Raw genomic sequence first — 11,986 nt, forward strand, 5'->3', positions numbered from 1 at the left:
TCCCCTGCATCAATATGCGTTGGTGTGGCGTAGTCCCTTGAAGATCGTAGCGGCGATGATTCTCATATCGAGTCCGAACGACCAGTTACCGAGGTAGTACAAATCGTGAGCGACGCGTCCTTCCATTTTTTCAATCAGATCAGTTTCCCCGCGAAAGCCGTTGACCTGGGCCCAGCCGGTGATGCCCGGCTTGATCCGGTAACGATGGATATACCCCGACACGACCTTCTGATACAGGTCGTCATGCTCCAGTGCGTGCGGACGCGGGCCCACGACCGACATGTCGCCGAGCAGAACGTTGAAGAACTGCGGCAGCTCGTCGAGGCTGGTACGGCGCAGAAATGCTCCCACACGGGTCACGCGCGGATCGTTGCGCGTGGCCTGGCGAAGCACGCCGGCCTGTTCCGTATGCACACGCATGGAACGGAACTTGTAGATCTTGAAGACGCGGCCATCCGCGCCCTTGCGACGTTGCTTGAAGAGCACCGGCCCGCGCGACGTCAACTTGATCGCAATGGCGATGGCGATCAGCAACGGCGACACGGCGATGATCGCAAGCAGTGCGAACAGACGGTCGAAGATTTCCTTCTGCAAGAGCGCGCTCTGCGACAGCGGCGAAGCCACGAGATTGATCGCCGTTTCGCCTAGCAGATCGGTCACGCCCGCTTCGAAGAGCGCGAGACTGCGCACGTCCGGAAGGAAACGCACGTTGACAAGATCGTCGCGGAACTCGTTCACGAAGCGCAGGATGGTGCGCTCCTCCGACAACGGCAACGCGAGCCACACCTCATGCACGTTCTGCGTGCGCACGAAGTTCACGAACGCGTCGTGGTCTTCGTACACCGGAACGCGCGTGTTGAGCCGGCCGGCTTCCGGCGCCACGTTCAGCGCGGCGGTTACACGGAAGCCGGAGTTCTTCGCGCGGTCCAGCTTCTTCACGATGGAGTTGCAATGCCTGCCGCAACCCACGACCGCCACCTGATGCAGGTTCATGCCCGCGTTGCGCATGCGCGCCAGCACGACGTGCATGGCGAGGCGCCCCGCGATCATGAGCCCGCCCGACACCGCCGTCCAGTAAGCGAACCAGAGGCGCGACACGTAGTCGAGGCGGTGCAGCGAGAACATCAGCGCAAGCGCGCAGCCCTGCACGACCAACCAGCCGAGCGACACCTGGCAGGCGAGCATCACCTTGCTGCGGCCGCGCCATGATTCATAGACGCCGAATCCCGGAAACAGCGCAAGCGAAAACGCCGCCGCGAACGCGACGAACGCTGCCGAATACGCATGTGCCTCTATGTACTCGAACCTGATCTGCGACGCCACCGCCGCGCCGCCGACGATCATGGCGACGTCGAACAGGCGCGCGAGCAACCCTTGTAAATCGCGCATGTCTCTTCCCCGAACGATTCAACTAGCTAACGGACTACGTTTGTCTCCTCCTCGCATGCCGGTCTTGGTGTGATGCCTGCCGTTGCAAGAAAGCTGTCTCACTGCCCCCGAAGCGCTACTCAGTTGCGGCCGTACTTGTCGTCGAAACGCACGATGTCGTCCTCGCCGAGATAGCTGCCCGACTGCACTTCGATGATCTCGAGCGGCACCTTGCCCGGGTTCTCCAGACGATGCCGCACGCCGAGCGGAATGAACGTGGATTCGTTCTCGCTCAGGAGGAACTCTTCTTCGCCGCGCGTGACGAGCGCCGTGCCGCACACGACGATCCAGTGTTCCGCGCGATGGTGATGCATCTGCAGCGACAGGCGCGCGCCCGGCGCCACGACGATGCGCTTCACCTGGAAGCGGTCGCCATGCTCGATGGAATCGTAGAAACCCCACGGGCGGCGCACCTTGCGGTGCGTGTCCGCTTCCGGCGCATGCTGCTCGCGGATGCGGGCGACGAGGCCCTTGATGTCCTGCACGCGCGAACGGTCCGCGACGAGCACGGCGTCATCCGTTTCGACGACGATGATGTTGGTCGTGCCCACGCACGCGACGAGACGTCCGCCTTCCGAGCGCGCATAGCTGGAGGTCGCGCCTTCGAACACCACGCGGCCGCTCGCCACGTTGCCCGAGTCGTCCTTGTCCATCGCGTCCCACACGGCGTCCCACGAGCCGAGGTCCGACCAGCCCGCGACGAGCGGCACGACCACGCCTTCGAACGGCGCGTTCGAGGTGCCGATGTGCTCCATCACTGCATAGTCGATCGAATCGGACGGCGCGCGGCCGAACTCGCCCGCATGCGGACGGAAGAACTTGCCGTCGGCCTTGCCTTCGCTCAGGGCCGCGCAGCAGGCCGCGTGCATGTCGGCGTTGAGCGCTTGCAGCGCCGCGAGCCACACGCTCGCGCGCACCACGAAAATGCCGCTGTTCCACCAGTACGTGCCCGCCGCGACGTATTGCGCGGCCACTTCAGCGGCCGGCTTCTCGACGAAACGCTGGATCCGGTGCGCGCCGTCTTCGAGCGCATCGCCGAGACGGATATAGCCGAAGCCGGTATCGGGGCGCGTCGGCGGAATGCCGAGCGTCGCGATCATGCCGCGCTCCGCGTACCCCGCCGCGATCTCGATCGCGCGATGCAGCGCCGGAATGTCCGCGATGGAGTGATCGGCGGGCATCGCCACCATGATCGCGTCGCGGCCGTCCTTGCATGCGGCGAGCGCGGCGAGCGTGAGCGCGGGCGCCGTATCGCGGCGCGCGGGCTCGACGATGATCTGCGCCGTCACGCCGCTTTCGCGCGTCTGCTCTTCCGTCGTGAAGCGATGCTCTTCGCCGCATACGATGATCGGCTCGGCGCTGACATCGAAGCCGCCATTGAAGCCTTTCATGCGCGAAACGGTCGCTTGCAGAAGCGAGTCGCGGCCGACAATGCCGATCAACTGCTTCGGAAACTGCTCACGGGACATCGGCCACAGGCGCGTGCCCGAGCCGCCGGCGAGAATGACCGGCACGATCCGGCGGCACGGCTCGGCCGTCATGGCCGAGCCTGCCTCCTCACCGCTCCTACCTACCATCACCTCACCTTCCGTGCGTGCCTCATTACTCATCGTAGGACTCCTGCCTGCATGTTCGTGTGCGCGGCGCTGTATGCCACTGGCCGCCCGAGAATGATTGGCCCGCGGACCAAGATGGTCCGGCCAAATGTTCGACGCTTTGCGCCACCCCTGTCCGCTATCACACACAAGGCGGCGCGCATTCTTGTACCTTCGACCTTCTGTCTCCTGCCATGCCGTGCCGCGCTTTAGCCGTTGGCTTCGCGCCGGCTCTGCATCCGGTATTCGGTCGGCGAGATCAGAAGACGCTTGCGGAAAATCTTGGCGAGCCGGTCGCCGTTGCCCATGCCGCTGCGCCGCGCGATCTTGTCCACCGGCAGTTCGGAGTCGGTGAGCAGCGCGCAGGTGACGGCAAGGCGTGCCTGAAGCAAATAGTCCGATGGCGTGATGCCCATCTCGATCTTGAAGCGGCGCAGGAAGTTGCGCTCGCTCATCGCGGCGACCTGCGCGGCATCGACCACGGAAATGGGCCGCTCGCAGTTGTCCTGGAGCCAGCGCGCCGCCGCGCGAATCTTGTCGCCCGCGGATGCCGCGCCGCTGTCGCCGAGAATCGACACGAGCTTCGCAGCGGAGCCCGGCATCAGGCGCTCGGCGACACTGCGCGATACGTCGAGGCCGAGATCGCGCTTCACGAGCATGAGCGCGCCCTTCATCGACTCGTAGCGGTCGCCGCCTTCGGCGGACGCGTCGTCGCGCAGCTGGATCATCGCGTTGCCGTAGCGCGCCTGAGCATCGCCTGCGCCGCCGATGCCCGCTGCTTCGAGCACCTTGCGGCCTTCGGAGATCGCCTTCACGACCGTGGTCTTCGAATTCATGCGGCGCACCCATTCGACGATGCGCTCGTCCTTCGCCGCTTCTTCGGCGCCGCGGCCGCCCGCGACGAAGAGCGCGTCGAAGCCGCCGTAGTGGCGCGCGTCCAGTCCGTCGGTCCAGACGCGCACCGACGAGGCGCACGCCACGTTGCCGCCTTCGACGGACAGGAATCGCACGTCATAGGTGCATTCGACGCGCGTCTTCAACGACGACAGTTCGTTGGCCATGTGAAACACTTCGGCGACGATTCCCGCGCCCAAAAGCGAGAATCCGTCGAACAGCAGTATCGCGATGCGTTTGACCTCGACCTGCGACGGTCGCGTCGAGGGAGGCGTCCAACCCATCACAGCGGGTTCGAGTGTGGCGTAAGGCATGGTCATCCTCTGCAGCTTTGTTTCCAGGGTGCGGAAGAGTTACTCGGCCATTGCGTTGCATCAAGGCGTTTCCCGAACTTCGCCGGGTTGCCGTGACCGATGGGAACGAGACGTTGGCGGAATCGGTCCGCTGGTGTGAATAATAAGCAGACAGAGATTATTTGTGGGCTGATTTTCGCGCCTGAACCACAAAACCTGTCCGGTTATGAGGGTGAGCGCACATTGATAACCTCTTTCGAATCCCGATGACCGCGCTTATCAAAGCGGATCGGAAAAGAATTGCCGATTCCTCATACAAACAGTTACACGATTCTTTGATGCGCTGTAAATAGCGTTCTGTGCGATGGAACACCGACCCGCCTGCAAACCCGCGCCGGTCGGCCCTGAGCGGCTTCCAGGCTAATTGCAGCTCGTCTCCCGGAGAGGAGAAACTGATTCATTCGTGAAACATCGATCGAGAATGCAACCCGTCTATGTACAGCGCTAATCGGCAATTCCTGGTTCATGCCGAGCGAAACTGTTCCATGCGGAATGCAATTTCCGCGCAAGGCATCTAATGCACTTTCAAAGAGTCTATTAATTCCACTTCGCTTTGATAATCTCACCGGAAACGAAAAGCGATCACTCGTTAAAATAGCGGCGGATTAATTATTAAACGACATAATCTGGAGTTTCAAATAAGCGCCGATGATGCAGTGCAAACGCCGCTGGAAGCCCCGAACGCACCGCGCGCCGGGGGGCTTCGCGTTTCGGCCATTTCCGCCATTTGCTAGCTGTTTGCGGCGGCGCACGGAAACTGAATTAGACGCCGCGCCTCATGGTTTGCATGTAATCGTCGGGTGAAACCGGCGAGTTTGTCCGAAGGATGAACCTGTTCGAAAGGGATCTGAAGGCAGGCATCGCGCGAGAATTCATCGGTCAGCTTTTCCGACTGTTTCGCCAGGCGCATTAACGACTTCGCGGACTGTCCTGTTTCACTTTTGACATGTCGCGCGGTAGCGGAGCGAACAAGCGTTTCTCCGCGTGACGCATTCATCCGACGAAGGGCATCCGCGCGTGCGTGTGCGCACGGTCGCGCGTGACCGCGCGCGCCATCGTTGGGCCGACATCGCGCTTGCCGCGCTCATTACCCGAACGTTCGTACCATGAACCTATATCCGCGTATGCATCGCCTGGCGATAGCGAGCGCCGCCCTTCTGACGATCACCGGCTGCGACAAGGCGGCCTCCGACGAAGCCCCGCCGCGCGAGTTGCCCGCCGTCGCGGTGCAACGCACGGCGTCGGACACGCCCGCGTTCCGCTGCGAGGCGCCTGCATCGCCGGTCAGCGCGACGGCCGCCACCAGCGCGAACGCCGCCATGATCGAAGCCGATACGCCCGGCAGCGACGGCACGCGCATGTTTGCGCTCGACGCGCCGCTGCGCATTGCGATCACGACGCGCGCCCCATCCAATGACACGGTGAACTGGCAGATCCGCGACGCATGGAACACGGTGAAGGCAAGCGGCCGCTTCGCCGTCGATGCGAGAGCCGCGACGGTCACGCTCACGTGCAGGTCTCGCGCGTCGGGCTACTTCGCGGTGAGCGCATCGCTCGAATCGGGCAAGCAGACGTTGCCTATGCGCGGGACGCGGCCCGCTGGAATCGCTACGTTCGGCGTGCTGCCGGACGTGTCGCCTGCGCTGCCCGCCGTGACGTTCGCGCATCCAGACGAGCATCGCTTTGGCGGCCAGGGCGCGGCCTATCTGAAGCCGGGCGAAGGATGCTGCTCGGGCGACGGCTATCGTCCGCTGTATCCGGACCTCGGCCTCGCGTGGGTCAACGACAACCGCAACTGGTACATGACGGAGGAGAAAGGGCCGGACACGTTCGACGCATCCAAAGACAATCTCGCGCCCTTCTTCAAACCCGGTGATCTGCTGCGCCTCATCCAGCTCGACGGCATTCCCGCCTGGGCGAGCCCGACGAAGACGACCACGCACAGCTACGCGCCCGCATCGCTCGATGCCTACCGCGACTACATGAAGCGCGTCGGCGAAGAATCGAACGCGGTGCAGAAGCGTTGGTTCCCGCGACAGACGCACAACTACTATCAGGTGACGTGGGAGCCGGACTACGAAGGCGGCTTGCCGTGGCGCGACTCCGACGCCAATCTCGTCGCGATGTACAAGGCCACGCACGAAGCCATTCACGCGGGCGATCCGAACGCCGTTGTGATGGGGCTGACGCTTTCGAATCTCGCGTCGAACGCGGCGTGGCTCAGGCGTCTCGCGCCGCTCGGCATCGGCAAGTATCTGGATGGCGTGAGCGCGCATGGCTATTACGACGTGGGCACATCGCCGTCGCATCCGCCGGAACGCTTCGATGCGAACCCGGCGACGGCCGCCAAAGCGATGCCCGCCGCCATGCGCGAACTGCGCCGCACGATGAGCGAGGTCGTGAAGCCGGGCGCGAAGCTCTTCGTCACGGAAACGGGCGTGAGCTACGACATCGGCAGCAAGTACGGGACGAACACGCCGAACTGGAACGTGCTGTACGCGCAAGGCGCGGTGCTCGCGCGCACGCATCTGATGCTGCTCGGCGAAGGCGCGGACGTGAGCTTCGTGTTCTATGCCGCCGATCCGCCCGAGGTGGGCTACGGCGTGTTCTTCGATCTCGTCACCGCGCAGGGCGGATACGGCCAGAAGCTCATCAGCCCGAAGCCGGCCGCCATGGCCGTGGCCGCGATGACGCGCATCATCGACGGCACGACGACGCTCGGTTACCTGAACGGCACGCCCAAGAGCGTCTATGCGTATGCCTTCCAGCGGCTCAATGGCGGCAAGGTGGTCACGGCGCTCTGGACGCACAGCAACGCCTCGTGGCCCGGCGCGAACGGTTTCGACGCGACGCATGCGGTCGACTACAGTCTCGCCGTCGATGCGCCGGGTAAGTCGGGAACGGTGACGGTGTTCGACATGATGGGCAACGCATCGACAATGCCGTATAGCGACGGCCGCGTGGCGCTCAAGCTGACGGAAGCGCCGGTCTACGTCGTCTCCGCCAACGCCGATGTCATGCGCGCGAACGTCACGAAACCAGTGGGCTATGTCGGCCAATAAGTCGATGGCACGACTAAGCGATCTTTAGTCGTTTAATACCAGTGCTGCGGCGGCCTGCGGCATGCACCCGCACGCTACACTGTTCGCGCCGGGCTGACACGGTTCAGCGGGGACCGGCAACAACATTCATAACGATTAAAGCAAATGACCAACGCAATGGCGATGTTGAGCGAAGCGGATTTCATGACGGTGGTACGGCTCGCGCCGCTCGTTTCGATCGATCTGATCGTGACGGACGGCAACCGGCGCGTGCTCGTCGGACAGCGGCGTAACCGGCCCGCGCAGGACACGTGGTTCGTTCCGGGCGGACGGATCGCGAAGGACGAATCGCTCGATGCGGCCTTCAGGCGCATCGTGCATAACGAACTGGGTGTCGCGAGCGCGGAGCGATCGTCCGCGCGGTTCTATGGCGTCTTCGAGCATCGCTACGACGACAATTTCGCGGGAACGCCGGGGTTCGGCACGCATTACATCGTGCTGGCTTACGCAATGAGCTTGAGTGGTTCGGTGCCGATCGGACGGTTCGATCAGCATAGCGGCTACGAGTGGCTGCTCGCGGATGAACTGCTGGCACGGGAAGACGTGCACGAAAATACGAAGGCGTATTTTCGGTAACTGCGTGGGGCAACTGCGCGGCAACTGCATAACCGCTTCGAGGCGCGATCAGCGCCTCGAAGCGTATTCAACACGACTTAGGCATCGACCGGAAGCTCGTCTTCGGCATCACCGGATTCGACTTCAAGCGGCTCGATCACCGGCGCCGGCGCCGGTGCGAACTGCGAGCGCAGGTACTCTGAGAATTCGTCGCGCACTTCAGGGTGGCGCAGCGCGAATTCGACCGTCGCCTTCAGATAGCCGAGTTTGCTGCCGCAATCAAAGCGCTTGCCGCGATACCGGTACGCCAGCACTTGCTCTTGCGAAAGCAGCGCCTCGATTCCATCGGTCAACTGAATTTCGCCGCCCGCGCCGGGCTTCTGCGAACGCAGGAATTCGAAGATGCGCGGCATCAGCACATAGCGACCGACCACGCCGAAGTTCGACGGCGCGACTTCCGGGTCCGGCTTTTCGACCACGCGCGAGAGCTTGAAGAGGCCGTCGTCCCACGGCTTGCCTTCGATCACGCCGTACGAGCGCGAATCCTTGCGGTCGATCTCTTCGACGCCGATCACCGACGAATGATAGTGATCGAACACGTCGACCATTTGCGCGAGCACGGGCGGCTGGCCGTCGAGCAGGTCGTCCGCCAGCACCACGGCGAACGGCTCGTCGCCGACGAGCTTCTCCGCGCACAGCACCGCGTGGCCCAGGCCGAGCGCTTCGGCCTGACGCACGTACATGCAGGTCACATGGCTCGGCAAAATGCCGCGCACGAGTTCGAGCAGCTTTTCCTTGCCGCGCGCTTCGAGCTCGGCTTCGATTTCGTACGACTTGTCGAAGTGATCTTCGATCGCGCGCTTGCTGCGCCCGGTCACAAAGATCATCTCGGTGATACCCGCGGCCATCGCCTCTTCGACCGCGTATTGAATCAGTGGCTTGTCCACCACCGGAAGCATTTCCTTCGGGCTCGCCTTGGTTGCGGGAAGGAATCGCGTGCCGAGGCCCGCCACCGGAAATACCGCCTTGCGCACTTTTAGCATCGGCTCACCTTGTTGAATTGTTGTACGAGGCAGCGCGACGCCGTGTGAGCATGCGGCCGCCTCTTCGTAGAGTCGCAATCGCCCGATTTCATCAGACGACACGAGTGGCATCAGCTTATTCGCCCGATATCGAAATCATCTGCCAACACCTCGTCATTTTCAGACTGGCGGCGCGGCGACTGTTCGCTGCCGCGTATAGTGCGTCGCATGTGTGCTTACTTTTCCCGCTTTCGACGTTCTTTCGCGAACAAAGGGGATGAAAGGGAAAAAGGGAGAAAGTCGATGATGTACGCCAGTGGTACGGGCAGGCTCGAAGCGGTGCGCTCGCCCGAACGTCATGCGCCGTCCGCCGACACCGCGAAGCGGATCGGCATTCTGATTTTCGAGGACTTCTCGCTCGTCGAAGTCAGTTCGATCTCCGAGGTCTTCTCGCTCGCGAATGAAGTGCGCCTGCCCGCGGCCGGCGTCGAACGTGGGGAGCCGCACGCTTTCCCGCAGCGCACGCCGAACTATTCGCTGCAGTTCGTGTCAAGCGTGGGGGGCAGCATTGCAAGCAGCTGCTCGATGCGCATCTGGACCGAAAGCATCGAAGCGCGCTGGATGAATGAATGCGATGCGCTTTTCATCGCAGGCGGCGCGGGTGCGCGGCTGGCTCGGCAGGACGCGCTCTTGAGAAAGCAGTTGGGCCGCGTCGCGCCGAAGATTCCGTTCATCAAGGCCATCGGCGAAGGCGCGCATATTCTCGCGGCGGCGAACTTGACGCTGCAGAACCGGTCTCTCGATTTCAACGAAGAGCCGGGCGCGCAGGCATTGTCGTCGGCGCTGTCGCCGGCGTTATCGAATGCGCTGTGCATCGCCGAGCAGACGCTCACGCTCGACGATCCGAAAGGCCCGATCGCCGCGGCGCTCTCGATGGTCAAGCGCGATTACGGCGCGGCCGTGGCGCGCGAAGTATCGGAGCGGTCCATTCCGGGCGCGTGGCAGAAGCTAGCCATGGTGCTCGACGACAGCGACAGCGTCGGCGTGCGTCAGAAGATCGACGCTGCGGCGCGCTGGATCCGCGAGAACTACGTGAAGCCGATTTCCATCACGGATGCGGCGCGCGTCGCGGCCATGAGCGAACGCAATTTCCTGCGGCGCTTCAAGGCGCAGATCGGGCTTACGCCGTCGGAATACTTGTTGCGGGCGCGTCTGGATGCAAGCTGCATGCTGCTCGCTGCGACGGACTTGCCGGTGGACAAGATCGCGCGGCGCTGCGGCGCGGGCAGCGGCGACGGCCTCGCGAAGATTTTCCGCAAGCGGCTTTCGATTTCGCCGACCGAATATCGGCTCGCCGGCCGCAGAAAGCAGGCGGACAGTTCATAACAACATCGTCACATCGACGGATACCTAAGACGGATACGTATGCAAGAACGGGTACTGTGGATTTTTTCGAATCTCGGGGATGCGGCGCTTTTACTGCCGCTCGCGTTGGTCTGCGCGCTCTGGCTGCGCTCGGTGGACATGCGCCTTGCCGTGCGCTGGGCCGTGCTGCTCGGCATCGGCATGGGCCTCGTCGGACTCTCGAAGATTCTCTATGCGGGCTGCGGGCTGGAGTTGTCCGCGGTCAATTTCCGCATGATCAGCGGGCACACCATGCTCGCCGCCTCCATCTATACAGTCGCGGGCGGACTGCTCGCGGGCAGCCTCGGCGGCTGGTGGTATCGGCTGGGCGCAGCAGGCGGTCTTGGCCTCGCGGCGCTGATCGGCGCGAGCCGCATCATTCAGGACGCGCATACGCCGAGCGAAGTCGTCGTGGGCTGGCTGCTTGGCGCGGCCATCGCGACGATGCTGCTCGTGCGCGTGTTCGAGCAGCCGCGCAAGATGCCGCGCGCCGTCGTGGCGGGCGTCGGCCTGCTCGCGGTGTCGTCCATCGCTTACGGACATCACGCGCCGTTTCAGCGGCTGATCGAGCATTACTCGTGGTGGCTGTGCAAGGGGCTCGGCCTCTGACTCGGCGCCTCACGCCGTGCGTGGCGCACGGCGAGCGATCCCAAGTATGATCCGGTTGATTACAGGCTCATATTCACGATTCGGGATCTCGGGATGGACCGCTTCCTTGCAATGAAAGTGTTCGCGCGCGTGGTCGAGGCGGGCAGTTTTTCGAAAGCCGCCGACGCCCTCCGCCTGCCGCCCGCGAGCGTGTCGAGAACGCTCCAGGCGCTCGAAGCGCATCTCGGCGCGCGCCTGCTCAATCGCACGACGCGCAGCATCAGCATCACCGAAGACGGCGAGGCTTATTACGAGCGATGCGTGCGCGTGCTCGGCGAAGTCGACGACATGGAGGCGTCGCTCTCGCATTCGAAGCTGAGTCCCAAGGGCAACGTCAAGGTGAGCCTGCCGCAAGTGATGGCGAAAAACACCATCATTCCCGCGCTGCCGGAGTTCTTCGCGGCGTATCCCGATATCGGCATCGAACTCGTGCTCACGGACCGGCAGGTGGATCTGGTCGAAGAAGCCGTCGATTGCGTCGTGCGCGTAGGCGCGATCGGCGATGTCGGACTGGTGGCGAAGCGCATCGGCGCTTACACGCAGATCACGTGCGCGTCGCCGGGTTATATCGAGCGATTCGGCGAGCCGCAGACGCTCGACGACCTGGACCGGCACCTCGCCGTGGGCTATGTGCTCAACAAGTCCGGACGCGTGCGCAACTGGGAATTTCTCGTGGACGGCGAAACGCGCGCCGTCGCGCTCAGGTACAAGATTGCCGTCAATGACGCCGATTCGTATATCGCGTGCGGTCTGTCGGGGCTCGGGCTGATCCAGAGTTCGAGCTACACGCTCGATCCGCATCTGAAAAGCGGCGCGTTGCGTCGCGTGCTCGCGGGCTATCCGGCGCAACCGCGCGTCGTGTCGGTGCTATATGCGGCGAACCGGCATCAGCCGCGGCGCGTGCGCGTGTTCATCGACTGGGTCGCGGAACTGTACGCGCGCCTGCCGGCGTTTCAGGAGAGCGAAACACGGTCCTAGCGGTCCTA

The 11,986-nt window shown here is 63.3% G+C and carries 9 protein-coding genes; 5 read left to right on the plus strand and 4 right to left on the minus strand.

The window, feature by feature from the left end; translation table 11 throughout:
- Positions 1–9: 9 nt before the first annotated feature.
- The 3 genes from NCR37_RS10155 to NCR37_RS10165 all read right to left on the minus strand — a co-directional run bounded on the left by NCR37_RS10155 (position 10) and on the right by NCR37_RS10165 (position 4,231).
- The gene (locus NCR37_RS10155) at positions 10–1,389 is read right to left on the minus strand and encodes an undecaprenyl-phosphate glucose phosphotransferase (RefSeq protein WP_250472884.1); all 1,380 of its coding nucleotides are present in this window, start codon (positions 1,387–1,389) and stop codon (positions 10–12) included.
- 119 nt (positions 1,390–1,508) lie between these two features.
- Positions 1,509–3,005: a mannose-1-phosphate guanylyltransferase/mannose-6-phosphate isomerase gene (locus NCR37_RS10160; RefSeq protein ID WP_250473031.1), complete on the minus strand. Its 1,497-nt coding sequence runs from the start codon at positions 3,003–3,005 to the stop codon at positions 1,509–1,511.
- A 227-nt stretch (positions 3,006–3,232) separates the two neighbouring features.
- Positions 3,233–4,231 carry a GlxA family transcriptional regulator gene (locus tag NCR37_RS10165; RefSeq protein WP_250472885.1) on the minus strand — a complete coding sequence of 333 codons (999 nt, stop codon included), beginning with the start codon at positions 4,229–4,231 and terminating at the stop codon, positions 3,233–3,235.
- Between the two features lie 1,145 nt (positions 4,232–5,376).
- Between NCR37_RS10165 and NCR37_RS10170 the strand changes: the two genes are divergently transcribed.
- The gene (locus NCR37_RS10170) at positions 5,377–7,332 is read left to right on the plus strand and encodes a hypothetical protein (RefSeq protein WP_250472886.1); all 1,956 of its coding nucleotides are present in this window, start codon (positions 5,377–5,379) and stop codon (positions 7,330–7,332) included.
- 162 nt (positions 7,333–7,494) lie between these two features.
- Positions 7,495–7,947, plus strand: coding sequence for a GDP-mannose mannosyl hydrolase (locus NCR37_RS10175; protein WP_244849145.1), 453 nt, complete (start codon positions 7,495–7,497; stop codon positions 7,945–7,947).
- Between the two features lie 77 nt (positions 7,948–8,024).
- Here NCR37_RS10175 and galU read toward each other — a convergent pair whose 3' ends face one another.
- Positions 8,025–8,969 (minus strand): UTP--glucose-1-phosphate uridylyltransferase GalU, encoded by a 945-nt coding sequence (galU, locus tag NCR37_RS10180; RefSeq protein ID WP_250472887.1) that lies wholly within the window; start codon positions 8,967–8,969, stop codon positions 8,025–8,027.
- 282 nt (positions 8,970–9,251) lie between these two features.
- On the opposite strand from galU, the gene NCR37_RS10185 reads away from it, so the two are divergent.
- The 3 genes from NCR37_RS10185 to NCR37_RS10195 all read left to right on the plus strand — a co-directional run bounded on the left by NCR37_RS10185 (position 9,252) and on the right by NCR37_RS10195 (position 11,978).
- Positions 9,252–10,334, plus strand: coding sequence for a GlxA family transcriptional regulator (locus tag NCR37_RS10185; RefSeq protein ID WP_250472888.1), 1,083 nt, complete (start codon positions 9,252–9,254; stop codon positions 10,332–10,334).
- A gap of 39 nt (positions 10,335–10,373) precedes the next feature.
- Complete coding sequence (locus NCR37_RS10190; RefSeq protein ID WP_250472889.1) at positions 10,374–10,961, plus strand: phosphatase PAP2 family protein; 588 nt, start codon at positions 10,374–10,376, stop codon at positions 10,959–10,961.
- A 93-nt stretch (positions 10,962–11,054) separates the two neighbouring features.
- Complete coding sequence (locus NCR37_RS10195) at positions 11,055–11,978, plus strand: LysR family transcriptional regulator (protein WP_250472890.1); 924 nt, start codon at positions 11,055–11,057, stop codon at positions 11,976–11,978.
- Positions 11,979–11,986: the final 8 nt, after the last annotated feature.

Origin of the sequence: Caballeronia sp. GAFFF1, assembly GCF_023630705.1 — a bacterium.
In the GTDB taxonomy this organism is placed as follows: Bacteria; Pseudomonadota; Gammaproteobacteria; order Burkholderiales; family Burkholderiaceae; genus Caballeronia.